Source organism: Burkholderia aenigmatica, from assembly GCF_048627025.1.
In the GTDB taxonomy this organism is placed as follows: Bacteria; Pseudomonadota; Gammaproteobacteria; order Burkholderiales; family Burkholderiaceae; genus Burkholderia; species Burkholderia aenigmatica.
Window position 1 is genome coordinate 2,795,272 of record NZ_CP184469.1, and the last position, 23,545, is coordinate 2,818,816.

At 66.9% G+C, this 23,545-nt stretch carries 24 protein-coding genes; 14 read left to right on the plus strand and 10 right to left on the minus strand.

The window, feature by feature from the left end:
• Nucleotides 1–5: 5 nt before the first annotated feature.
• The gene (locus ACN8ZM_RS29545; RefSeq protein ID WP_043178878.1) at nucleotides 6–305 is read right to left on the minus strand and encodes an ArsR/SmtB family transcription factor; all 300 of its coding nucleotides are present in this window, start codon (nucleotides 303–305) and stop codon (nucleotides 6–8) included.
• 131 nt (nucleotides 306–436) lie between these two features.
• On the opposite strand from ACN8ZM_RS29545, the gene ACN8ZM_RS29550 reads away from it, so the two are divergent.
• Nucleotides 437–1,555 carry a hypothetical protein gene (locus tag ACN8ZM_RS29550; RefSeq protein ID WP_420211533.1) on the plus strand — a complete coding sequence of 373 codons (1,119 nt, stop codon included), beginning with the start codon at nucleotides 437–439 and terminating at the stop codon, nucleotides 1,553–1,555.
• A 13-nt stretch (nucleotides 1,556–1,568) separates the two neighbouring features.
• Here the strand turns inward: ACN8ZM_RS29550 and ACN8ZM_RS29555 are convergent, their stop codons facing one another.
• Nucleotides 1,569–2,453, minus strand: a complete 885-nt coding sequence (locus ACN8ZM_RS29555) for a LysR family transcriptional regulator (RefSeq protein ID WP_420211534.1) — start codon at nucleotides 2,451–2,453, stop codon at nucleotides 1,569–1,571.
• 129 nt (nucleotides 2,454–2,582) lie between these two features.
• Here ACN8ZM_RS29555 and ACN8ZM_RS29560 point away from each other — a divergent pair, with 129 nt between their 5' ends.
• Nucleotides 2,583–3,620, plus strand: coding sequence for an aldo/keto reductase (locus tag ACN8ZM_RS29560; RefSeq protein ID WP_043178881.1), 1,038 nt, complete (start codon nucleotides 2,583–2,585; stop codon nucleotides 3,618–3,620).
• Between the two features lie 41 nt (nucleotides 3,621–3,661).
• On the opposite strand, the gene ACN8ZM_RS29565 is transcribed toward ACN8ZM_RS29560, so the two are convergent.
• The gene (locus ACN8ZM_RS29565; RefSeq protein ID WP_420211535.1) at nucleotides 3,662–4,012 is read right to left on the minus strand and encodes a hypothetical protein; all 351 of its coding nucleotides are present in this window, start codon (nucleotides 4,010–4,012) and stop codon (nucleotides 3,662–3,664) included.
• A gap of 103 nt (nucleotides 4,013–4,115) precedes the next feature.
• Here ACN8ZM_RS29565 and ACN8ZM_RS29570 point away from each other — a divergent pair, with 103 nt between their 5' ends.
• On the plus strand, nucleotides 4,116–4,592 hold the full coding sequence (locus ACN8ZM_RS29570; protein ID WP_043178885.1) for a GNAT family N-acetyltransferase: 477 nt from the start codon (nucleotides 4,116–4,118) through the stop codon (nucleotides 4,590–4,592).
• 157 nt (nucleotides 4,593–4,749) lie between these two features.
• Here ACN8ZM_RS29570 and ACN8ZM_RS29575 read toward each other — a convergent pair whose 3' ends face one another.
• Nucleotides 4,750–5,475, minus strand: a complete 726-nt coding sequence (locus ACN8ZM_RS29575; protein WP_420211536.1) for a class I SAM-dependent methyltransferase — start codon at nucleotides 5,473–5,475, stop codon at nucleotides 4,750–4,752.
• Nucleotides 5,476–5,658: 183 nt separating this feature from the next.
• On the opposite strand from ACN8ZM_RS29575, the gene ACN8ZM_RS29580 reads away from it, so the two are divergent.
• The 3 genes from ACN8ZM_RS29580 to ACN8ZM_RS29590 all read left to right on the plus strand — a co-directional run bounded on the left by ACN8ZM_RS29580 (nucleotide 5,659) and on the right by ACN8ZM_RS29590 (nucleotide 8,854).
• Nucleotides 5,659–6,666, plus strand: coding sequence for a hypothetical protein (locus tag ACN8ZM_RS29580; protein WP_420211537.1), 1,008 nt, complete (start codon nucleotides 5,659–5,661; stop codon nucleotides 6,664–6,666).
• Between the two features lie 222 nt (nucleotides 6,667–6,888).
• On the plus strand, nucleotides 6,889–7,479 hold the full coding sequence (locus ACN8ZM_RS29585; protein ID WP_420212686.1) for a DUF4410 domain-containing protein: 591 nt from the start codon (nucleotides 6,889–6,891) through the stop codon (nucleotides 7,477–7,479).
• A 565-nt stretch (nucleotides 7,480–8,044) separates the two neighbouring features.
• Nucleotides 8,045–8,854: a TlpA disulfide reductase family protein gene (locus ACN8ZM_RS29590; RefSeq protein WP_089454080.1), complete on the plus strand. Its 810-nt coding sequence runs from the start codon at nucleotides 8,045–8,047 to the stop codon at nucleotides 8,852–8,854.
• 37 nt (nucleotides 8,855–8,891) lie between these two features.
• Here ACN8ZM_RS29590 and ACN8ZM_RS29595 read toward each other — a convergent pair whose 3' ends face one another.
• Nucleotides 8,892–9,914: a LysR family transcriptional regulator gene (locus ACN8ZM_RS29595; RefSeq protein ID WP_420211538.1), complete on the minus strand. Its 1,023-nt coding sequence runs from the start codon at nucleotides 9,912–9,914 to the stop codon at nucleotides 8,892–8,894.
• A gap of 5 nt (nucleotides 9,915–9,919) precedes the next feature.
• Here ACN8ZM_RS29595 and ACN8ZM_RS29600 point away from each other — a divergent pair, with 5 nt between their 5' ends.
• The 3 genes from ACN8ZM_RS29600 (at nucleotide 9,920) to ACN8ZM_RS29610 (ending at nucleotide 11,599) form a co-directional block, all read left to right on the plus strand.
• Entirely contained in the window at nucleotides 9,920–10,519 is a 600-nt protein-coding gene (locus tag ACN8ZM_RS29600; RefSeq protein WP_420211539.1) for an NAD(P)H-dependent oxidoreductase, read from the plus strand.
• A gap of 433 nt (nucleotides 10,520–10,952) precedes the next feature.
• Nucleotides 10,953–11,282, plus strand: coding sequence for a SymE family type I addiction module toxin (locus tag ACN8ZM_RS29605; protein ID WP_420211540.1), 330 nt, complete (start codon nucleotides 10,953–10,955; stop codon nucleotides 11,280–11,282).
• A complete protein-coding gene (locus ACN8ZM_RS29610; RefSeq protein ID WP_205824401.1) occupies nucleotides 11,279–11,599 on the plus strand; it encodes a helix-turn-helix domain-containing protein in 321 nt (106 codons plus the stop codon). The genes ACN8ZM_RS29605 and ACN8ZM_RS29610 overlap by 4 nt, the downstream gene beginning before the upstream one ends.
• Before the next feature lie 172 nt (nucleotides 11,600–11,771).
• Here ACN8ZM_RS29610 and ACN8ZM_RS29615 read toward each other — a convergent pair whose 3' ends face one another.
• The 4 genes from ACN8ZM_RS29615 to ACN8ZM_RS29630 form a co-directional block, all read right to left on the minus strand.
• The gene (locus ACN8ZM_RS29615; RefSeq protein ID WP_043179268.1) at nucleotides 11,772–12,176 is read right to left on the minus strand and encodes a hypothetical protein; all 405 of its coding nucleotides are present in this window, start codon (nucleotides 12,174–12,176) and stop codon (nucleotides 11,772–11,774) included.
• Nucleotides 12,177–12,300: 124 nt separating this feature from the next.
• Nucleotides 12,301–13,893 (minus strand): DHA2 family efflux MFS transporter permease subunit, encoded by a 1,593-nt coding sequence (locus ACN8ZM_RS29620; RefSeq protein ID WP_420211541.1) that lies wholly within the window; start codon nucleotides 13,891–13,893, stop codon nucleotides 12,301–12,303.
• Nucleotides 13,890–15,008 carry an HlyD family secretion protein gene (locus ACN8ZM_RS29625; RefSeq protein WP_089453908.1) on the minus strand — a complete coding sequence of 373 codons (1,119 nt, stop codon included), beginning with the start codon at nucleotides 15,006–15,008 and terminating at the stop codon, nucleotides 13,890–13,892. The genes ACN8ZM_RS29620 and ACN8ZM_RS29625 overlap by 4 nt, the downstream gene beginning before the upstream one ends.
• 47 nt (nucleotides 15,009–15,055) lie before the next feature.
• Complete coding sequence (locus tag ACN8ZM_RS29630) at nucleotides 15,056–16,474, minus strand: efflux transporter outer membrane subunit (protein WP_420211542.1); 1,419 nt, start codon at nucleotides 16,472–16,474, stop codon at nucleotides 15,056–15,058.
• 134 nt (nucleotides 16,475–16,608) lie between these two features.
• Here ACN8ZM_RS29630 and ACN8ZM_RS29635 point away from each other — a divergent pair, with 134 nt between their 5' ends.
• Both ACN8ZM_RS29635 and ACN8ZM_RS29640 read left to right on the plus strand, forming a co-directional pair.
• Nucleotides 16,609–17,382 (plus strand): AraC family transcriptional regulator, encoded by a 774-nt coding sequence (locus tag ACN8ZM_RS29635; protein ID WP_080741444.1) that lies wholly within the window; start codon nucleotides 16,609–16,611, stop codon nucleotides 17,380–17,382.
• Between the two features lie 113 nt (nucleotides 17,383–17,495).
• The gene (locus ACN8ZM_RS29640; protein WP_420211543.1) at nucleotides 17,496–18,551 is read left to right on the plus strand and encodes a LysR family transcriptional regulator; all 1,056 of its coding nucleotides are present in this window, start codon (nucleotides 17,496–17,498) and stop codon (nucleotides 18,549–18,551) included.
• Here the strand turns inward: ACN8ZM_RS29640 and leuA are convergent.
• Nucleotides 18,469–20,178: a 2-isopropylmalate synthase gene (gene leuA / locus ACN8ZM_RS29645; protein WP_420212687.1), complete on the minus strand. Its 1,710-nt coding sequence runs from the start codon at nucleotides 20,176–20,178 to the stop codon at nucleotides 18,469–18,471. The two genes, ACN8ZM_RS29640 and leuA, sit on opposite strands and share 83 nt — an antisense overlap.
• A 953-nt stretch (nucleotides 20,179–21,131) precedes the next feature.
• Between leuA and ACN8ZM_RS29650 the strand changes: the two genes are divergently transcribed.
• The 3 genes from ACN8ZM_RS29650 (at nucleotide 21,132) to ACN8ZM_RS29660 (ending at nucleotide 23,412) form a co-directional block, all read left to right on the plus strand.
• Nucleotides 21,132–21,521, plus strand: coding sequence for a fucose-binding lectin II (locus ACN8ZM_RS29650; protein ID WP_043178912.1), 390 nt, complete (start codon nucleotides 21,132–21,134; stop codon nucleotides 21,519–21,521).
• A gap of 123 nt (nucleotides 21,522–21,644) precedes the next feature.
• Nucleotides 21,645–22,478, plus strand: coding sequence for a fucose-binding lectin II (locus ACN8ZM_RS29655; RefSeq protein ID WP_043178913.1), 834 nt, complete (start codon nucleotides 21,645–21,647; stop codon nucleotides 22,476–22,478).
• Between the two features lie 193 nt (nucleotides 22,479–22,671).
• On the plus strand, nucleotides 22,672–23,412 hold the full coding sequence (locus ACN8ZM_RS29660) for a fucose-binding lectin II (protein WP_420211544.1): 741 nt from the start codon (nucleotides 22,672–22,674) through the stop codon (nucleotides 23,410–23,412).
• Nucleotides 23,413–23,545: the final 133 nt, after the last annotated feature.

The following is a 23,545-nucleotide window of genomic DNA, read 5'->3' on the forward strand; positions in this document are numbered from 1 at the left end:
AAGCGTCAGAGTTGCGAGAGATCGTGGCCGAGCTGCTGCAGCGCGCCGTCGATCCGCTTGTAGTACGTGAACTTGCCGACGCGGGTCGCCTGCACGAGCCCGGCATCCGCGAGGATGCGCATATGGCGCGTGGTCGTGGCCGGCGCGATGCCGAGCTTCTCGGTGATGTACGTGCAGCACACGCCGAGTTCGTCGACATCGCCGTGCGGCTGCGGCGGGAAATGCTTGCGCGGCTGCTTGAGCCAGCGCATCACGGCCAGGCGGCTTTCGTTGGCCAGTGCGCTGATGCGGGTGACGTCGTCCATGAGAATGCGGAGCTCGATTAACGTTTCGAATATTAGCTAAATGACGAAACGTGATCAACCGGGTCGGACGATGCGTTAAAGTGCCCGCTCTTCGTCGAACAACAAGATCATTCATTCCACCGGGGCCATTCATGATCGATCGAAAGCCGCAGCCTGCGCGCGTCGTGGCAGCGCTGACCGTCTCCCTGTTGCTGGGCGCATGTGCGACCACTTCGACTATCAAGCCGCGCCCCGTCGTCGGCCCGGCCTACCCGTTCATGCAGTTCGACGCGCAACGCACGTTGCTGGCCGAAGCCGTCGCGTACACGGGCCCGGAGACCCGCTGGCGCTTCGTCGACAGCGCACGGCATACGTCGACCGCCTTCCCGTCCGGGGCGGGGATCCAATACATGACGTTCCGCAGCGACAATCCCGACACGATCGTTATTTATGCGGGACAGAATGCAGTCGCACGATGCACCTCCGGCGTCGCCAAGGGCCAGGCGTGCCCGCGCCTGACCATCTTGCTCTCGACCGACGGCGGGCAGCACTTCCAGCGCCGCGAAATCGACCTGCCCGCGCTCGCTCACTCCATCTCCAACAACTCCGGCAGGCACGGTGGCACGCCGCCGTTTCCGGTACCGGCGATGGTCGTCGAGCGCGGCATCCTGTATGTCGCGGCGGGCGGGGACGCAAAGCCGCTCGTGCGCGTCAACGGGTGGCGCGGCGACATGATCGTCCTGTCGACGGGCGAAGCCGTCGAGCACACGACACCGCTCGGGCGCGCCTACACGTGGCCCGAAGGGATCGAGGTGCGGCGGCCCATCGACAAGATCGGCGCGCTGAAACGCGGGCCCGTCTATCTGTTCGCGGTCGCGCTGCCGGCCGCGACGCAAGCGCCGCCCGCCGAACCGGCGACGGGCGATGCATCAGTCGCCGATGCGCCCGTCTGCGCCTATCGCCGGATGCGCAAGGCGTCGAGCCTGCTGCCGAACCTGACGGCCGTTCCGCTCGTCGGCAGCCGGCTCGAACAGGCGCCCGCGCTTCCCGACTTCGCGATGCCGGCCCCGATGCCATACAGCCAAAACGACCTGTATCAGGCGAGCATCAGCGAAACCCGCCGCGGCGAGTTGCTCGACAAGTGGCGCAACGTCTATCCCGAGTGGGTCGCCGCCCAGCCGCCGGTCAAGAGGTTCACCCCTCGCGCGATGCTGGAGCTGAGCGCGGCCAAGATCGACTGCGGTCCCGACTACCCGTCGAAGTGGGACTGACGTCGATCCGCGTTCACGCCGCGAGCGCCTGCGCCAACCTGTCGATCAGCGCGCGCACGCGCCGTGGCTGCACGGCGTTGCCCGGATAGACGATCTGCAAGTCGACGTCGCCCGGCGAGAACGCGCGCAGGACTTCGACGAGCGCGCCGGACGCCAGATCCTGCTCGACGTCGACCAGCGACTTCAGTGCAACGCCGTGCCCGGCGACGCACCACGCGCGCACGAGCGCACCGTCGTTGGCCACACGCCGGCCGCGCACCGTCACGCGCCGGGGTTCGCCGTCGATGCTGAACGGCCATTCGGCATACAGGTCCGGCCCGAAGCGCATCACGATGCAGTCGTGTGCGGCGAGATCGTCCGGATGCTGCGGCGTGCCGTGCGCAGCGAGATACGCGGGCGACGCGCACACCACGCGCCGCGCGCGGCCGAGCGAGAGGCTGCGTAGCGAACTGTCGGCGAGCACCCCGCGGCGAATCGCGAAATCGAGCCCCTGCCCGACGACATCGACGTAACCGTCGCCGAGATGCAGGTCGACCGTGACGCCCGGATGCTCGGCCAGGAACGCGTCGACGACCGGCACCACGCGCTCGCGGCCGAGATCGGCCGGCGCGCTCAGGCGCACCGGCCCCGACAGGGTCTGCACGCCGAGCCGCACGCGGCTTTCCAGTTCGTCGGCCTCGGCCAGCAGGCGCCGCGCGCCGTCGACGAGCGTGCGACCTTCGTCGGTCAGGCTGATCGCGCGCGTCGTGCGCGTGAGCAGCGCCGCGCCGTAGTGGCGCTCGAGCGCCGTCAGACGCTCGGACACGGTGGCCGGCGACAGCCCGACCTCACGGCCCGCCGCGGCCAGCCCGCCCTTCTCCACGATGCGCAGGAACAGCGCGAGATTGTCCAGCAGCATTATTCGCCTCTTCCGAACGATATTTTCGAAGTCTGCCCAATTATCCGAAATATCCGCAAGCGATACAGTGTGGCAACACCGGCTTCGCGGCCGCCACCCGGCACTTCGATCACCCAAAGGAAACCCGCCATGGAATACCGCACCCTCGGCCGCTCCGGCCTCAAGGTTCCCGTCCTGAGCTTCGGCGCCGGCACGTTCGGCGGGACGGGCCCGCTGTTCAGCGCATGGGGCAACACGGGCGTCGACGAAGCGCGCCGCCTGATCGACATCTGCCTCGAAGCGGGCGTGAACCTGTTCGACACGGCCGACGTGTATTCGGACGGCGAATCCGAGCGCGTGCTCGGCGCCGCGCTCAAGGGACGTCGCGACCAGGTGCTGATCTCGACGAAGACGGGCCTGCCGACCGGCAACGGCCCGAACGACGCGGGCACGTCGCGCGCGCGGCTGGTCCGCGCCGTCGACGCCGCACTGCGTCGCCTCGACACCGACTACATCGACCTGCTGCAACTCCACGCGTTCGATGCGGGCACGCCGGTCGAGGAAGTGATGTCGACGCTCGACGATCTCGTGCGCGCGGGCAAGCTGCGCTATATCGGCGTGTCGAACTTCGCCGGGTGGCAGATCATGAAATCGCTGGCAGTGGCCGATCAGCATGGCTGGTCGCGTTACGTGGCGAACCAGGTCTACTACTCGCTCGTCGGTCGCGACTACGAGTGGGACCTGATGCCGCTCGGCGCCGACCAGGGGCTCGGCGCGCTCGTCTGGAGCCCGCTCGGCTGGGGCCGGCTCACCGGCAAGATCCGGCGCAATGCGCCGCTGCCCGAACGCAGCCGCCTGCATGAAACGGCCAGCTACGGGCCGCCGGTCGACGACGCGCGCCTGTACGACGTGGTCGACGCGCTCGACGCGATCGCCGAGGAAACCGGCAAGACCGTGCCGCAGATCGCGCTGAACTGGCTGCTGCAACGCCCGACCGTGTCGTCGGTGATCATCGGCGCGCGCAACGAGGAGCAGCTGCGGCAGAACCTCGGCGCGGTCGGCTGGGCGCTGACCGATGCGCAGGTCGCGAAGCTCGACGCGGCAAGCGCGGTGGAAGCGCCTTATCCGTACTTCCCGTATCGCCGCCAGCAGGCGTTCGCGCAACTCAATCCGCCGCTGCGCGGGTAACGGCGACGGCCTGCAAAACCTGCGGACGCGATCGTGCGGCCCTAAGCCGGCACGCGCGCGTCGCCGAGCCGCACGACCTTGTCGTCCGGCCCGATGACCGAGCGCCGGTGCGTGATCGCGACGACCGCGCTCGCGCTCGACAGGACGACCACCGCGACGCCCGTCAGCAACATCGGGCGATCGGCCTTCCAGTCGGCCCGCAGGCCCTCGGTGACCGGATGCGGCGCACGCGTCTCGTTCAATGACGCGATGAACCGGGCACGACGCAGCCCGGATGGCAGCGATGGGCGAAAAAAGCCCACCAGAGTAAAAAGGAATGCCGTGGCGGCGTTCGGGCGGCGCGGCGGTGGCGGCGCGCGGCCGGTCGTGGCACCAGAAAGCGCCGGTGTCATGGGCCTACCCGCCGCGCGTCGAACTGCCTATCGTGGATGCCTCCGTCGTTTCCGGCCCAGGCCGGCAACGCGTCCAGCCCTCCTCATCGAAAGGTTCACGAACATGAACGCTGCAGAAGCCGGCCTGACCGTACGCACGGTCCGGGAAGACGACTACGACCAATGGCTGCCGCTTTGGGACGGCTATAACCGCTTCTACGGCCGCTTCGACGATACCGCGCTGCCGCTGGCCGTCACGCAGCGCACCTGGTCGCGCTTCTTCGACGGCTACGAACCCGTGCATGCGCTCGTCGCCGAGCGCGAAGGCCGGCTCGTCGGGCTCGTGCATTTCCTCTATCACCGCAGCACGACGCACATCGGGCCGACCTGCTACCTGCAGGACCTGTTCACGCTCGACAGCGAGCGTGGCAAGGGCGTGGGCCGCGCGCTGATCGAAGCCGTGTACGACGCCGCGCGCGCTCACCGCGCCGAACGCGTGTACTGGCAGACGCACGAGACGAATCACACGGCGATGCGGCTCTATGACACCGTCGCGGCAAAACCGGGCGCCGTGCTCTACCGGAAGGAGTTGTCGCGCTGAGTTGAACGGCGAGATGTGGACAAGCGCCACTGCCCGATCGCCCCGCCCGATTGAAGGCCATGGTCCCTCCCGGGAACGGCCTCTTCGACAAACTTGGTAGCCCCGGGGATACAAGATCATCCTTTCGGCCGATTGTTGTGTCCCCGGGGCTACCCATTCAACCCACCGGCCGCGCCTTGATCCACAGAAACAGCGGCACGCGCGCCCACTGCTTCAACTGGTCCGTATCCGCGTGATCGGGCGGCGGCTCGCGCAGCGACACGATCGCGAAGCCGGCCGCTTCCAGCGCTTCCATGTACGCCTGCAACGGCAGCGACCAGCCCGCGAAGTGCATCGACAGCCCGTCGCGCGTTTCCACGCCATCGAAGTGCTCGCGCCCGAAATAGCTGCCCGTCAGCACGAACGGCGCATCGGGTTGCGGCCCCGCGAAGCTGCCGCGATCGCGGAACGGATGCACGAGCGAGACGAACAGCGTCCCGCCCGGCTTCAACACGCGACGCGCCTCGGTCAACGCGCGCTGCATGTCGTCCAGATCCATCAGCACGTTGTACGCCATCACCAGATCGAAGCTGGCCGTGTCGAACGGCAGCGACGCCGCGTCGGCCAGCTTGTAGCGATGCGCGGAATCCGCGTGACGCGCGGCGTCGAGCATCGCGGGCACCACGTCGGTCGCGGTCACGTCGTAGCCGAGCGCCTTCAGCTCGCGGCTCACGCGGCCTTCGCCGCAGCCGATCTCCAGTGCGCGGCCGGTGTCGCGGCCGATATACGCCGCAAGCCCCGCGCGGTATTTCCAGAATGCGTCGTGCCCCGGCTTGCCGGCCCAGTCGATCCATTGGTCGGCGACCTGTGTCCAGTGTTCGGTGATGGCTGTCGTGTCGGTCATGTGCGCTCCCGCCCGGTGTGCGTCGTTGGCTCAGGATGCGCATGGTAAGCCGAAGCGGCGGAACACGTCGGCGGGGCGCGCCGCGCAGCCGGTTTCCGTTTCCGGCTGCGACGTTCTACAGTGACATAAAACAATCTGCGTCGCCGCCGCTCGACGATGCGCACCCGATTCCGAGGAAATCCCATGCCGAGCATCCTGGCCTCGCCCGCCAATGTCCCTCCGAGCCCCGTCGCGGCGGAAACGCGCATGGTGCACGACGTCGCGACGCTGAAGCCGTCCGACTACCGTTCGGCGGATGGCGCATCGTGGGTCATCTCCACCCTCACGCCGGCCGCGGACAGCGGCATGAACGTGACCGGCACGACGTACTTCGATACCGCGAAAGGCCAGACCGTCGCGGTACCCGACGCGCGGCGCCGCTATGCGAATCGCGGCACGTGGCAGGTCGTCGCAAGTTCGAGCCCGTCCGTGCCCGCCACCGGCCGCTACGACTGGCTGACGCTCACCTGGCTGCCGATCAACCGGCGGCCGCTGCCGCAAACGCCCGAGCACCTGTATTCACCGTTCATTCGCGGCGGCACGATCGTCTATCGCTGGAATCCGGCGGCGGAAGGCGGCGAGCAGTTCGGCAACGTGCGGATGATCTTTCCGGAATGGACGCAGCAGGTGGCCGATGCGCTGCGGTCCGCGCCCTCCGCGTCACCGGACGGCGCCAGCGCGTCGGCCGCGCCGTCGGCGCTCGACCGCATGAAAGCGGACACGAATCCGATGACCGCCGTGCTCGACTTCGGCGATGCACTGCGCGACGAGCCGGTCGGGCGGATCGTCGCGCGGCTGCCGGGCCTGTTGCGGGTGAAGGATCTGCACGAACTGTCGGCGCTCGTGTTCCTGTGCCTGTCCGGGTCGCGCGACGAAGACCGGCCGCGCCTCGTCGAAACGATCAACGGCTCGATCGCCGCGACCGACGACAGCGCGCGCCTGCTCGCGATCGCGTACGGCGCATTCGCGGCCGGCCGGGCGCGGCCTTATCCGTTCCACGATTCGGAGCAGACAGCGCGTATCAACGACGTGTTCGGCGCGTTGAAGCGGCGGACGGCGGCGCTCAACGTGCCGGTCGCGGAAGGGTCGCCCTGGTACGAGTTCTTCACGGCGTATCGGCTCGGCGGCGCGGTGTCCGGCAACGGACCGTGATCGCCTGCGCGGGTCAGCGCCGTGACCGCAGTGCCCGATCGCCAATACCCGCGCGCGCTCGCAACGCGGTCAGCCGGTGTTTCATCCGCGTATGACACCGCGATCAATGAATGCCGAATCGATTTTCGATTCATTCGACCTTTTGAATCGAATCGTCCGGTGTTAGATTCCCGCCCGGCCACAGAGCCATCTCAAATAACCCGAACTAAAAAAGACCAAATCATGAAATCTGTATTCCGTCATGCCGCTCTGGCACTGGTGACGATCGGCTTCCTGTCGGGCTGCGCCAGCAGCGTGACACGCGACGCCAGCGATCAGGCGGGGGCCATCGCAACTGCATCGACGCCCAAATTCGGCACGAAACCCGTGATCGTGCAAGTCACGCTCGACAATGCCGCGCAGGAAGCGCTGAAAGACAATCTGAAATTCAGCCCCGAGAACCTGAAAGGGAAAATCGAAAGCGCACTGGCCGCACGCAAGCTGCTGGCAACGGCCGGTTCTACCGATGCAATGCACCTGAATGTCGAGGTCACCGGCATTCGCACGCGATCGAGTTTCACCGCCGTCATGTTCGGCTTCATGGCCGGCAGCGATTATGTCGACGGCACCGTGACGCTCGCCGACGCCGACAATCATCCGGTCGACCGCTTCAAGGTGTCGGCGTCGTATGCGCTCGGCGGTATCGCCGGCATCGACAGCATGCGCATGGACTGGCTGTACGAGAAATTCACCGAGAAGACCCTCGCGACACTCGATCCGGCAGCCGCGGCCACGCAGGCCGACACGGCACCGGCAGCATCGAAGAAGCTGTAAGACCCGACGCCCGACGGATCGCGAATGCGCGGCTCGTCGGGTAACGGCGGTGGATCACATGCCACCGCCAGCGAATGGTCTCGTCGGTCGCGAACCGACCGCCATGCGATGCGCGAGTGAATGCCCTGTGCTCGCATCTGGCAGCGTCCCTATTCCGTTGAACCAGCCGATAGACATCGGATGCGGCCGCGCCCACCGACCGCCATAAGACACTCACGCCCGCCCGCACGCACGGCGATAAAAAAGCGGCCGCTCGCGGGAGGAGCGGCCGTCAAGGAAAGATCCCTGTTCGGGATGCCGGAGGACACCACATCTCACCGGTATGCGTATTGTTGATGACCGCTATTCCGCTGACCATCAGACTGGTCTGATTCGCGGCCCTTCCGCATGAAAATCACGCAGTCCCGATCCACGCGCGTTCACCGAATCCGCAACGCGCCGTTACGTTCTCGAAGGGAACCCCCATACGCGGCGACCTGTCGAATCGCCGCACGACCGTCGACGGCTTCATCGCCGTGGCGGACAATCTCCTCTCCAGCCCCGCTCGATCACGTCCCACCCTTTCATGCTGAGCATTGGTCCCTTCTCGATCCGCGTCGTCGCGGTGGCCGTCGCCGCGCTGCTCGCGTGGCTCGTCGCCCGTTTCATCCAACGCCGCCCGCCGGACGGACATCACAAGACCGCGTCGAGCCTGATCCTCGATGCGTTGCTGTTCGGCCTGCTCGCCGCGCGCATCGGTTACGTCGCCCAGTGGTGGCATGAATACGCCGCCGCGCCGCGCTCGATCATCGCGCTCGGCGACGGCGGCTTCGACTGGCGCATCGGCCTCGCGGCGGGAATCGTGTTCGCGGGCTGGCGCCTGCGCCGCCTGCCCGCGCTGCGCCGCCCGGTGATGGCCGGCATGCTCGCCGGTGTTGCCGCCTGGGGCATCGCACAAGGCACGCTCGCCACGTTGCAGCACGGCGCGCCGCCGCTTGCCGCGTTGCAGCTCGAAGCGCTCGACGCCACGCCGGTACCGGTGCAACGTTTCGCGGGCAAGCCCGTCGTCGTGAACCTGTGGGCCACGTGGTGCCCGCCGTGCCAGCGCGAAATGCCGATCCTCGCGCAAGCGCAGCAGGATCATCCGGGGATGACGGTGCTGATGGTCAACCAGGGCGAAGACGCGCAAACGGTGCGCGCGTTCCTCGAACAGAAAGGGCTGCGCTTCGATCACGTGCTGCTCGACCGCACGCTGCACGCGATGAAGGCCTACGGTTCGCGCGGGTTGCCGACGACGCTCTTCTTCGATGCCAAAGGCAACCTCGTCGAATCGCACATGGGCGAGATCACCGCCGCGCGGCTGAAGGATGCCGTGGCGGACCGCTTCGGCCAGTAACGCGCGTCTCGTCCAAAGAACCGCGGCAACCGCTTCGTCACGTCCGGGCTTCGACCGCGGCCAGCCGGGCCGGCAGATGTTCCCGCAGCGCATCGACGGCGGCCCGGACTTTCAGTGGCAGATGGAGCGTGTAGGGCCACACCGCCTGGATCGGAAAGATCACACCCGACCGATCGGGCAACAGCTCACGCAATGTGCCGCCGCGCAACGCGTCGCGCACCAGCCAGTACGGCAGCCAGGCAACACCGAGATCCGCGACGGCCGCATCCATCAGCGCGCTCAAATCGTCGGATAGCAAGCGAACGGCGGGCTGCAGCTCCACGGGCTGACCGTCGACGATCACGCGCCAGCGATGCACGTGGCCGAAACGCGTATAAGCCAGCGCCTTGTGCCGTTCGAGTTCGTCATAGGTCGCAGGCTCGCCGCAGCGGCTCAGGTACGCCGGCGATGCGCAGAACGCCATCCGATGCTCGCCCAGCGGACGCGCCACCAGCTCGCTGCTGTTCGGCAACGTGCCGACGCGCACCGCCAGATCGAAACGCTCTTCGACCAGGTCGACGGACCGATCGCTGAACGACAGGTCGAGATCGAGCTCGGGATGCGCCTTCGCCAGTTCGATCAGGATCGGCGCCACGCAAAGATGCCCGAAGAGCGTCGGCATCGACACGCGCAAGCGCCCCTTCATCTGCCATTTGCCGGTTTCCAGCAGCGCCTCGCCCGCCTGGATCTGCTCCATTGCGCGCAGGCAATGGTCGTAGAACAATGCCCCTTCGTCGGTCAGGCTCTGGCTGCGCGTCGTCCGCTGAAACAGCACGACGCCCAGCCGCTCCTCGAGGCGCGCGATGCTCTTGCCGACCGCCGAGCGCGTGATGTGCAGCTTGTCGGCGGCCTGCGCGAAGCTGCTCGCTTCCGCGGCGGCGACGAAGACGTCGATGCCCTTCAGGTTGTTTCGCATGCAATTGGGGATAAATACGCTACACAGTGCATCGATCTTATCGCTTTTGGAGATAAAAGGTGGCTGATAGGATCGATTCCAGTCCTCACATTCGCAACGGAGCACCCCGCATGGCCCGGATCCTCGTCCTCAAATCCAGCATCAACGGCAGTCAGTCGCAAACCGGCGCGCTGATCGACACGTTCCTGGCCGAGCGCCAGGCCAACGGCCATGCCGACGACGTGATCGTGCGCAATCTCGTCGACACCGACCTGCCGATGCTCGACAGCGAGCTGTTCCACGCGCTGCGCGGCGCGGCCAATCCGAGCGAGCGCGCGCAGCGCGCGATCGTGCTGTCCGATGAACTGATCACCGAGCTCAAGGGCAGCGACCTGCTGCTGATCGGCGCGCCGATGTACAACCTCAACGTGCCGACCCAGTTGAAGAACTGGTTCGACCTCGTCGCGCGCGCACGCGTGACGTTCCGGTACACGGAGACTTACCCGGTGGGACTCGTCGAAGGCATCAGCGCGATCGTGTTCAGTTCGCGCGGCGGCGTGCACGTCGGCCAGAAAACGGATGCGGTCACGCCGTACCTGCGTGCCGTGCTCGGTTTGATGGGTATCTCCGATGTGGAATTCGTCTATGCGGAAGGGCTCGACATGAAGCCGCACGGCTTCGACGCGGGACTCGCGAACGCACGCCGGCAGATGGACGCGCTGCACGCGTGAGTCGGGGCCGGCGTGGCGGACAGCACGGTGGCGTCCCCGCACAAGTTTGGGTGTTGCCGGCACGACGCGAACGACATCGTCGTGTGACCTGCGGCCGGCGAATCGAAACATTCGACCGACACGCTTTCTGACATATCGGCCATGAAGCGACGATGCGTCCCGCCAGCGCAATCGCCGTGGAATCGTTGCGCAGCAAGCATCACGATATCGGGGTGACCGTCAGTGCCGACGAAGACACTCCAGACCCGCACCTGACAGTGGCCGATCTCGGCTAGAGTGGTTGCACGTTTTCGCGTGGAATGTCATTTCATTTCGATATGCAAAATATGTGAATGGATGACGATCGAATTCCGCTGCGTAAACGAGCGCGGCCCGCAGATGCGCTAACACCTGCGGGCCGCTAACCACAACCCACTCATCATGGGAGTCAGTCATGGCTGACGCGAATCATAACGCACCGGTTAGTTTTCACGATTGTTTCGTGCCCTCTCGAATGTCTCTTCAGACTCGCCGCATCGTCCCGCACCTCAGGCTCAGCGACATGGCACCGCCAGTCCTCCATCTGTGGATGAAACTGTCCGGCCGCTGGATCGAGGCAGCGGGCTTCGAACCCGAGCAGCGCTTGCAGATCGAGGTCACGCACAAGCGGCTGGTGATCACGCCGATCGATGAGGGGCACGGCGACGATGTCGGACAGGATGCCGATCGCGCGACAAGACAACCCAGGCCGCAGTTTTCAGTGATCACGGGAGGAGCGGAATGAACTACAACGACTCGCGCCAACGCGCCTACCCGTTGCCGGATGACTTCGGCCTCGACGATGCAGGCGCACTCTCGGCCAAGTCTGCGCTCGTACTGAAACTCAATGCGCTGATCGTCTCGCGCGGCCTGAGCGAAGACGAGGCTGCGGCGCTCTCGGAGATGGCCCGGCCGGTCGTCACGCCCGAGCAACGCGAAAGGCTTCGGAACGTTTCGCTGGAACTGCTGATGCAGACGCTGGCGTCGTTGGGCCAGCATGTGGAAATCGTGGTGCGGCCTGCGGGGCCGCCGCATTCGGCAGGCATCACGGTGTCGGTCTGACAGCCGGCGGAATGGACGGAAGGGCGTCTGTGTGGCGGCCGGGTCCGGCCGCCACCGAATGCCCATCACCGGCGAGCCGGCGCAAAGTGCCGGCTCGCCGCGATCATCCTCGATACACCGACACCGTATTCATGAACGGCCCCGGGTTCCGACGACGCCCCGGAACTGACGGTCAGGGCTGCGAAAACACCATCACACGCCCTTGCACACGCTGGAGCTTGAGCCAGCCCATGTCGGCAGTGAAACGCAGTTGCTGCAGCGGGAAGTCGAACTGCGCCTCCCCGGCGGCGCTCACGACCGCCTTGGCGATCCAGCGGATCAGCGCCTTCCCTTCCTCGGTCGTCACGCTGCCATTCTGCACACCGTAAAAATAGCGATTCCCGGCATTGACTTCGTTCTGCAACTGCATCCAGTGCCCCGGCAACCCCTGCAGGGTTCTGAACAGGTCGGCGACCCGTTGCGTCGTGAGGCCGCGCGCCCACAGCGCGCCGTTCGCCGCCGGCCGCGCCAGGTTGTGGCGGTCCGCTGCCTGGGCCTGCTCCTTGATCTGTCCTCTCAGGGAATCATCCTTCGACATGCCACACTCCTCATGGTGATCAGCGCGGGAGAACAACCTCGCGCGCCGCATGCACGATACGCGCATTGCAGGAATTCGACGCCTGTCAGCACTATCAGGCTTCAACATCGGGCGTCTGTCCCCATCACGCTTTCTTCTTCCCCTTCAACACGAACGCCGCCGCCGTACACGCAGCCATCGCGACACCCGCGATCAGGAACGTGTCACTGTACGCCATCAGCAGCGCCTCGCGCATCACGCGCTGGTTCACGAGCGCGAGCGCCAGCTCGTGCACGCCGCCGGTCGACGCACCCGGCAACGCATCGGCACGCGGCCCGTGCACGCGCGACAACAGCCGCGCCAGCATCGCCATGCGTTCCTGAAAGGCTGCCGAAAACGGCGAAACGGCCTCGCCAATCCGCATCGCGTGCAGTTTCTGCCGCTCGACGACGATCTGGCTCGCCACCGCGATACCAATCGCGCCGCCGACGTTGCGCACCATGTTGAACACGCCGGACGCCGAGCCGAGCTGCGCCTTCTCGATCCCGTCGACGGCCATCACCGACAGCGCGATCACGACGAGCGACTGCCCGATCCCGCGCACGACGAGCGACGGCACGATGACGTTCGATGCGGCGTCGGCAGTCAGGTGGATGTTCATCAGGCAGCCGGCCGCGACGAGCACGAAGCCGAGCACGATCGTCGCGCGCGGGCTCGTGCGGCGCATCAGCGGCGGCGTCAGGAACGACATCACGAACTGCACGATCCCGTACGGGATCATCGCGAGGCCGATGTCGCGCGCACTGTAGCCGTGCAGCTCGGCGAAGTAGTTCGGCACGAGAAACACGACGCCGAACACCACCGCGCCGAACAGGAACTGCATCAGGCTCGCGATCCCGAAGTTGTAGCGGCCGAGCAACCGCAGGTTGATGAACGGCTCCTTGCGCCGCAACTCGATCGCGACGAACGCGACGAGCCCCGCCACCGCGACGATCGACAGCTCGACGATCAGGTCGGACGCGAACCAGTCCTTGCGACCGCCCTCTTCCAGCACGATCTGCAGCGCACTCAGGCCGAGCGCCATCGTCGCGATCCCGAACCAGTCGGCCTGGCGCAGTTTCGACAACTGCACGGGCACCGGGCGGATCGCCCACGCGATTGCCACGATCAGCGCGATTGCGGGCGGAATCTGCAGATAGAAGATCCAGCGCCACGAATACATGTCGGTGAGCCAGCCGCCAAGCGATGGCCCGGCCGCCTGCGCGACGTTGTTCGCGACCGCGAACAGCGCCATGCCGAACGGATGCTTCGACGGCGGCAGCTCGGTGACGATCAGCTGGAACGACAGCGGAATCAGCACGCCGCCGAACGCGCCCTGCAGTGCGCGCGCGACGATCATCGACGAGATGGTCGGTGCGACCGAGCACGCGATCGAGAACGCCAGAAACCCCGTTGCGCCGACGAGCAGCACGCGGCGCGCGGAGAACACCTGCACGAGCCAGCCGGTGAGGGGAATCACGACGATCTCGGCGACGAGATAGGCGGTCGAGATCCACGAGCCTTCCTCGAAGCTCGCGCCCAGCGAACCGCGGATGTCGGGCAACGACGCGTTCGTCACGTGCACGTTCATCCCCGCCATGAAGCAGCCGAACACGCCGCCGAGCACCGCGACCCACGCGCGCAGCGAGACGGTTTCGTCGTGCGTGGCCTGCGTAGCCTGCCCGGTTGCGGCCGTCACGATCCGGCTCCCGGTACGCCGCGCGTGTCGACACGCGCGATCACCGACATGCCGGGCCGCAGCACGAGGCCCGACGGCGGCGCATCGAGGCGGATCTTCACGGGCACGCGCTGCACGATCTTCGTGAAGTTACCGGTCGCGTTGTCGGGCGGCAGCAGCGCGAATTCGGCCCCCGAGCCCGGCGCGAGTCCGAGCACGCGGCCGTGCAGCGTGCGGCCCGCGTAGGTATCGACATCGATCTCGACCGGCTGCCCGTCATGCATCGCGCCAAGCTGCGTCTCCTTGAAGTTCGCGACGACGTACACATCGCGCAGCGGCACGACCGCGAGCAACGGCATCCCGACCTCGACGTACTGTCCGGCGCGCACCGCCCGCTGGCCGATCGTGCCGTCGCGGGTCGCCCGGATCACCGTGTGTTCGAGGTCGAGTTGCGCCAGCGCGAGCTTCGCGCGGGACGCCGCGAGTCGCGCACGCGCCTGCTCGATCGCGGCCGTACTCTGCGCGCGGCGCCGGCGCAGCACCGTCTGCTGGTCGTCCTGCGCGCGCACGGCCGCGCTCGCGCGGGCCAGTTCCGCGCGCGCCTTCAGCGCATCGGCATGCGCCTGTTCCCAGCGCTGCCCGCTGGCAGCCGATTCGGCGAGCAACTGCTTGTAGCGCACCGCATCGGCATCGCGCCGCGCGGCTTCGGCGCGCGCGGCGGCCGCATCGGCCTGCGCCTGCTCGATCACGCTGCGTTGCTGGCCGACCTGCGCGTCGAGCGTCGCGGCCGCGGCTTCCTCGGCCTGCAGCGTCGCATCGGCCGCGGCGACGGCTGCCTGCGCATCGTCGAGCCTCGCACGGTAGTCGCGATCGTCGAGCGTGACGAGCACGTCGCCGCGCTTCACGGGCTGGTTGTCGTCGACGGCCACGCGTGCGACATAGCCGGCCACGCGCGGGCTGACGGTCACGATGTCGGCGCGCACGTACGCGTCGTCGGTATGCTCGATGAAGCGGCCGACCGTCCACCAGTGCCAGCCGAAACCGGCAAGCGCGATGACGGTGATGAAGGCGCCGGCGGCGATCCAGTGGCGCCGCGCGAAACGGGCGGATTTCTCGGGTACGGCTGTGGTGCTCATGATCGGAATCGGAATGGTTGAGTGCGTGCGGATTCACGAACGGCCGGCTAGGGCTGCCAGCCGCCCCCCAGTGCCTTGAAGACGGCGACCTGATCGAGTGCGACCTGCTGCGTCGACGTGGCCAGTGCCGCATCGACCGCGACGAGGCTGCGCTGCGCATCGAGCACGCCGAGAAAATCCAGCGCACCCGCGTCGTAGTTCAGTTCGGCGAGCCGGTAGGCGCGTGCGTGCTCGGCGCGCGCGGTTTCGAGCGCGGCCTTGTGGCGCCACTCGGCGCCATAGCGGGCGAGCGCCTGCTCGGTTTCCTTCAGTGCGCGCAGCACCTGCGCATCGAACGACGCGCGCGCGGCGGCATCGTCGGCGCGGGCCTGCGCGAGTTGCGCGCGGCTTGCCGCGAGATTCGGAAAACGCCAGGTAATCAGCGGCCCGACGCCCCACGCGATCGCATACTTGTCGCCGAGCGACGACGGATCGCCGGTGGTCGACAGCCAGTTCACCGACCCGCCGAGTACGATCGACGGATACAACTCGGCCGTCGCGGCACCGATCCGCGCGTTCGACGCGGCGAGCCGGCGCTCGCTTTCGCGCAGGTCGGGCCGGCGCCGGAGCAGCGCGGCGCCGTCGCCGACCGGAAACGGCCGCGCCAGCGCGGGCGTCGCGTGGCAGCGCGCGGCCGCGTCGGGAATCGCGCCAGGCGCATGACCGGTCAGCACGGCCAGCTCATACAACGCGGCGCGGCGCGCGCCCGCGAGCGCCGGCAGTTCGGCGCGCGTATCGTCGGCGAACGCGCGCGAGCGCGCGACTTCGAGATCGGACACGAGACCGTGCGCACGCTGGCGGGCGGTCAGCGACGCGAGGCGGTCGGCGATCGCGACCGAGCGCTCGGCCACGTCGATCCGCTCGCCGTACGCGCACGCCTGCGCATAGGCGGCCGTCGTTTCGGCGGCCACCGCGACGCGCATCGCATCCGACGCCGCCTGCACGGCCTCCGAATCGGCGCGCGCGGCATCGACGAGATGACCGACGCGCCCCCACAGATCGACTTCCCACGACACCGCGAACGACGGCGCGAACCCCCAGCGCGTACGCGCATCGGTGCCCTTCGCACTCGCGACGATCTGGTCGGGCGTGTGCTTGCCGTAGTCGACGCCGAAACCGGCTGTCGTCTCGGGCAACCGCGCGGCCCCCGCTTCGTCGAGCACGGCCCGCGCACGCGCGACCCGTGCCGCGGCCACCGCGAGATCGCGGTTCTGCGCGAGCGCTTCACGCACGAGTGCGTCGAGCGCCGGATCGTCGAACAGTTGCCACCAGCGATCGGGCAACGCGCCGCCGGATGCAACGGGTGCATCGCTCGCCGCGTCGAACGGCGCCGTGCGCGCCGCATCGGCCGCAGGCGGACGGTACGGATCGCCGACCGAGCAGGCGGCAAGCATCGCGGCGCTCAGCAGCGCGGCGGCAACAGACAAACGGAAGGAAACCGGAGGAGATAACGTGGCGTGCATCGTGCAATGGCAGTCGAACAAACGATGGGCCTATGGTAATTTCGACCCATTCGGTCGATCTCGCGCGCAAAGCGCATTCGTCGTCGAGAAAAGGACACGTGGATCAATTTTTCAGTGCGCTCGAGCACAAGGACAAGCACAAGCAGATCGCCGTCGTCGCGTCCGACGCGGCGGCCGGCATCGCGTATCCGCCGCATTCGCACCGGCATGGCCAGCTGATTCACGCGATTTCCGGCGTGATGCTCGTGCATGCGGATGCCGGCAGCTGGGTCGTGCCGACGGGGCGCGCGGTCTGGGTGCCGGGCGGCACCCAGCACGAAATCCGGATGGCCGGCGACGTGCAGATGCGCACGGTATTCGTCGCGCACGAAGTGCGGCCGAGCCTGCCGCGCGAATGCCGCGTGATCGAGGTCGGCACGTTGCTGCGCGAGCTGATCGTGACCGCATGCGAACTGCCGGCCGATTACGACCTCGCGCATCGCGCGGGCCGCGTGCTCGCGCTGATCCTCGACGAAATCGAGATCGCGCCGCTGCTGTCGCTGCATGTGCCGATGCCGCGCCATCCGGCGCTCGCCGCGCTGTGCACGCGGCTCATCAATGACCCGTCGTCGGTCGTCACCCTGCAGTCGTGGGCGCGCGACGCGCACATGAACGAGCGCACGCTCGCGCGCACCTTCAAGCGTGAAACGGGCATGACGCACGGCGCGTGGTGCCGCCATGCGCGCCTGCTGCTGAGCCTGCCGCGCCTGGCCGCCGGCACGCCGATCCTCGAACTCGCGCTCGAACACGGCTACGACAGCCCCAGCGCGTTCGCGGCGATGTTCCGCAAGGCACTCGGCGTGCCGCCGAGCGAATACTTCTCGCGACGCTGAACCGCGCTGTCCGTTTCGCGACGATCGTTCGCTGACGTGCGCGCGCGGTACGGCAGGCCGCTCGCTACAGTAACGGCATCGCATGACACCGGCGCCACGCGCCCGCCCCGACGATGGATCTCATTCAAAGCATGCAGGTTTTCGTCACGCTCGCCGACGCGGGGACCTTCACCGAAACCGGCAAGCGGCTCAACCTCACGACCGCGTATGTCAGCCGCACGATCGCGTCGCTCGAAGCGCATCTCGGCATCCGGCTGATGAACCGCACGACGCGCTCGATGTGCCTGACCGAAGCCGGCGAACGCTATCTCGCGCGCGCACGCGACATCACGCTCGCCGTCGATGCGAGCGAACGCGAAGCGCGCGGCGCGCGGCTGCATCCGCACGGCCGGCTGCGCGCGCACTGCAGCGCCAGCATCGCGAATCGTTTCGTGATTCCGCTCGTCGCGCGCTTCCAGGCGCGCTATCCGGACGTCAGCGTCGACCTGACGCTCGCGCCGCAGGTGCCGGACCTGATCCGCGACAGCTACGACGTCGCGGTGATTGCGATGCCGAGCCTGCCGAGTTCCGATCAGGTCGCGATCGACGTCGGGCGGATCGGCAGCGTGCTGTGCGCGTCGCCCGCGTATGTCGCGCGGCACGGGATGCCGGATACGCCGCGCGCGCTCGCGCGGCATCGCTGCCTGCAACTGGTCGCACCCGCCTACCCGGCGCGCGAATGGACGCTGACGTGCGGTGCGGATTCGGAAACGGTCGCGTTCGAGCCGACGATGACGGCCGACGTCGCGGCATCGCTCGAGATCGCGGTTCGGGAAGGGGCGGGCATCGGCCTGCTGCCGGAGTTCGTCGCGGACGACGGGCTGCGTTCAGGCGCGCTGGTGCGCGTGCTGCGCGATTACCGCGCGGAGGACGTGGGCGTGTTTCTGGTGTATCCGTCGCGCCGGCATCTCGACGCGAAGACGCGCGCGTGGGTGGATTTCATGAAGGCGGAGCTGTGCGCCGCGCTCGACGGGCCGCGCGGAGGCAACCGCCCGGGCAACGACGCGACCGCGCCGGACATCGCCGACGCGGCCGCCAACGCCCCGCTTACGCGACAGCCTTCACCGCGGGCTGCGCGGCAAAAAACGTCGCCTGCGCTGCTTCGTCCGCGCGCGCATACGCGCGGTTGATGCCGCTGATCACCGCGCGGATCGACGCGGTCGTCAGGTTCGCGTCGATGCCGACGCCGAACGCACTGCCGCGCACGCCCGTACCGGCCAGCTCGGCGATCGCGATCGCCTTCGCATCGGCGCCCTGCGACAACGCGCGCTCCTCGTAGTGCTGGATCCGCAGCGGCGTGCGCAACGCGTGCATCAGCGCATCGAGCGGGCCATTGCCTTCACCGCGCAGCACGCGGCGCTCGCCGTGCACGTCGGCGGTCAGCACGATCGTCTCGCGGCCGTCGCGCTCGGTCAGTTCATGGCCGACATAACGCAGCGGTGCATCGCCTTCCACGTACTCCTGCTGGAACAGCAACCAGATCTGCGCGCTCGTCACCTCGAGCCCGCTGTCGTCGGTCAGGCGCTGCACGGCCGCACTGAAGTCGACCTGCAGGCGGCGCGGCAGCGCGACGCCATAGCTCTGTTCGAGCAGGTACGCGATACCGCCCTTGCCCGACTGGCTGTTCACGCGAATGATCGAGTCGTACGTACGGCCGACGTCGCTCGGATCGATCGGCAGGTACGGCATTTCCCACACGGCATCGGGGCGCTGCACCGCGAAGCCTTTCTTGATCGCGTCCTGGTGCGAGCCGGAGAACGCGGTGAACACCAGATCGCCGACATACGGATGGCGCGGATGGATCGGCAACTGCGTGCATTCCTCGGCCGTGCGCGCGACTTCGTTGATCTGCGAGAAATCGAGTCCCGGATCGACGCCCTGCGAGTACAGGTTCAGCGCGAGCGTGACGAGATCGACGTTACCGGTGCGTTCGCCGTTGCCGAACAGGCAGCCCTCGATCCGGTCCGCACCGGCCATCACCGCGAGCTCGGCCGCCGCGACCGCGGTGCCGCGGTCGTTGTGCGGATGCACGGACACGATCAGCGCATCGCGGCGCGCGAGGTTGCGGTGCATCCATTCGATCTGGTCCGCGTAGAAGTTCGGCGTGCCGACTTCGACGGTGGCCGGCAGGTTCACGATCGCCTTGTGCTCCGGCGTCGGCTGCCACACGTCGAACACGGCGTCGCAGACTTCCTTCGCGAAATCGAGCTCGGTCGCCGTGAAGGTTTCCGGGCTGTATTGCAGCGTGAAATGCGTATCGGTCGCGGCGTCGGCGCAGCGCTTGATCGTGCGCGCGGCGTTCACCGCGAGCGCCTTCACGCCGTCGCGGTCGAGGCCGAACACGATCTTGCGGAATTCCGGCGCGGTCGCGTTGTACAGGTGCACGATCGCGCGCTTCGCGCCACGCAGCGATTCGAAGGTGCGCTCGATCAGGTCGTCGCGCGCCTGCGTGAGCACCTCGATCGTCACGTCGTCGGGAATGTGGCCGCCTTCGATCAGCTCGCGCACGAAGTTGAAATCGGTCTCGGACGCCGACGGGAACGCGACCTCGATCTCCTTGAAGCCGATCGCAACCAGCATCTTGAACATCCGCATCTTGCGCGCGGCGTCCATCGGCTCGAACAGCGACTGGTTGCCGTCGCGCAGGTCGGTACTCATCCAGATCGGCGCTTGCGTGATCGTGCGCGTCGGCCACATGCGGTTCGGCAGGTTGACGGGCGTGAACGGTCGGTACTTCGTCGCGGGGTTCTTCAGCATCATGATGGTCGGTCCTCGGTCGGTTTGTCGGGAAACCGCGGCGCGGCGGCCATCGGTCGTGGCGGCCGGCTGCGCGCGCAGCGGTAAAAACGGGTGAAAACGGCACAACGGCTAAGCGGTACGGCGAACGACAGCCTTGGCGGTTGAGCGACCGGGACGGAGCGGAGCGATTCGGAAGAAGGACGAACTCAGGCGCCGGTCGATAACCGGGGCCAGGTCGGTGATGCGGGGGAAATCTGGCGCTTCAGGAAAGAAGCAGATGGAAAGCGCGCAGCCGCAGACCCAGCCCGGAGAAACGGGCTAGTAGTCGTAGCGAGAAGCGGGGCTGGGCGGCTTGCATGGCCGAAATCAAATCACAGGGCGATGGGGGCTGTCAACGGGCTGAGTGCAAATGGCGCCGAATTTGACCGCGCAGAATCAGTCCTGTCCGATAGGCGGCATGCGGCCCCGTCGATATGCTTCACGGGTGCGGTGCCGGTGAGGCCCCTGTTCACGTTCGGAGTGAGTTGGTCTACGTACTTCGCCGGTTGCCGCACCCCCTCCTGTTGCATTCAATCGGGTTTCGGCGTGGGCGTTCGGTGGTGGTCGGTGGGCGCGGCCACGACAGAGAAAGATGGTGTTGAAACGCTAACGCTGCCATATGCGAACGCCGAGCGTCCGCGCCGAAACCCGATTGCCCCCAGCCTCCCCATCCGCCCCGCCTGCGCAACCGCGCATCGTTCAAAAAATCGATACGCGCGTCGATATAGTTTCCCGAATATATTGAAATACCCTCGATTAAACACATTTCATTAAATCGATTAACCTCCGTTTTCGATTTACTGAACAATAGCCATTCCTCATCGAATATTTTTTTATTTATTTTTCGGCATGCTCGATTCGTCGTGCTTCAAACTGCAAACGTTTGCGCGACACAGCTCGAAGCCTTACCCATCATTCCTCAGGAGGAAAGCATGGCCGATTCTCAAACGTCTTCCAATCGCGCCGGCGAGTTTTCGATTCCGCCGAATACCGATTTCCGCGCGATTTTCTTCGCGAATGCCGCCGAGCAGCAGCACATCAAGCTGTTTATCGGCGACAGCAAGGAACCCGCCGCGTATCACAAGCTGACGACGCGCGACGGCACGCGTGAAGCGACGCTGAATTCCGGCAACGGCAAGATCCGCTTCGAAGTGTCGGTGAACGGCAAGCCGTCGGCCACCGACGCGCGCCTCGCGCCGATCAACGGCAAGAAATCGGACGGCTCGCCGTACACGGTCAACTTCGGGATCGTCGTGTCGGAAGACGGCCACGACAGCGACTACAACGACGGCATCGTCGTGCTCCAGTGGCCGATCGGCTGACCTGACGCGCACCCGACGACTCACCACCGCCGCCCGCCTCCAGGCCGGCCGGCGGTTGCTCGCCGCATTCGGCGGCACCTCACCCTCTTTGCATCGAAACCCGCCCTACCAACGGAGACCTCCATGCCCCTCCTTTCGGCTTCGATCAACAGCGCCCCCGTGACGACATCGGAAACCTACGTCGACATCCCGGGCCTGACCATCGACATCGCCAAAGCAGAGATTCGAGACGGGAAACTGCAAGTCATCCTCAACGTGCCGACGCCGTACGCGACCGGCAACAACTTCCCCGGCATCTATTTCGCGATCGCGACCGACAAGGGCGTCGTCGCGGACGGCTGCTTCACCTATTCGTCGAAAGTGCCCGAAGCCACCGGGCGCATGCCGTTCACGCTCGTCGCGACGATCGACGCCGGCGCCGGCGTCACGTTCGTGAAGGGCCAGTGGAAAAGCGTGCGCGGCAGCGCGATGCATATCGATTCGTACGCGAGCCTGTCCGCGATCGGCGATACAGCCGCGCAATCGTCGTCGCCCGGCAGCGGAAGCGGCGACACCGGCGCGGGCGGCAACCCGGGCGGCACGGGTAGCGGCACGATCGGCGGCGGCGGCGAGCGCGACGGCACGTTCAACCTGCCGCCGAACATCAAGTTCGGCGTCACCGCGCTCACCAACGCCGCGAACGACCAGACGATCGACATCTACGTCGACGACAACCCGAAACCGGCCGCCACGTTCAAGGGCGCCGGCGTGCAGGACCAGAACCTCGGCACCAAAGTGCTCGACTCCGGCAAGGGGCGCGTGCGCGTGATCGTGATGGCGAACGGCAAGCCGTCGCGGCTCGGCTCGCGGCAGGTCGACCTCTTCAAGAAGACCTACTTCGGGATCGTCGGCTCGGAAGACGGCAGCGACGACGACTACAACGACGGCATCGTGTTCCTGAACTGGCCGCTGGGCTGAGCACGATGACGTGCGGCGCGGCCGGGTGCGCGCGCCGCCGTCGATCCCGCCATGGCGACGGGGCCAACCACACATGGCGAACCGATGCATTCGAGCAGTCACTTGCAGTCTCACGCTGTACTCCGTGCGCGACAACGGCGAAACCCATTCACCGGCCGCGCGACGCGAGCCCTTTCATCGAGACGAGGACGACATGTCACAACCGTTTACCCATGACGATCTGTACGCCCTGCTGCAACTCGCGGGCAACGATGCCAGCGCCGTACAGGCGAACGGCGACCAGGCGGTGCTCGACCGGATGCGCCAGTTCATGACCGCACAGCTCGTGGAAAAGCTGCCGCAATACGATGTGTTCGTCGACATCGCGACCATCCCGTACAGCTTCGACGTCGGCAGCTGGCAAAACAAGGTGAAGACCGATGCGGCCGGGCAGCTGGTCGCCTGCACGGTGACGTGGGCCGGCGCGCCCGGCGTGCTGCCCGGGGCCGCGGCGAAGTTCGGCGTCGGTGCGGTGGTCAATTACTTCTCGAAGGCGACGCCGCAGCCGCAGCCCACGCAGCCGGATACCACGACGACCGGCGGCGGCGAACGCGACGGCGTCTTCAACCTGCCGCCGAACATCGCGTTCGGCGTGACCGCGCTGGTCAATTCGTCGGCGCCGCAGACGATCGAGGTCTTCGTCGACGACAACGCGAAACCGGCCGCGACGTTCCAGGGCGCCGGCACGCAGGACGCGAACCTGAACACGCAGATCGTGAACTCCGGCAAGGGGAAGGTGCGCGTGGTCGTGACGGCGAACGGCAAGCCGTCGAAGATCGGCTCGCGCCAGGTCGACATCTTCAAGAAAACCTACTTCGGTCTGGTCGGCTCGGAAGACGGCACGGACGGTGACTACAACGACGGGATCGCCATCCTGAACTGGCCGCTCGGCTAAGCAGCGCCATCCTGCCCCCTCGCCACGCCGCCCGGCGTGGCGATCTGCTTTGGCGCGTCGTCCGCCCACGCCCCGCCTGTCGCGCAAGAACGATCAAATGCCCCCGCCGCCGATACCATATAGTCCGCCCGAC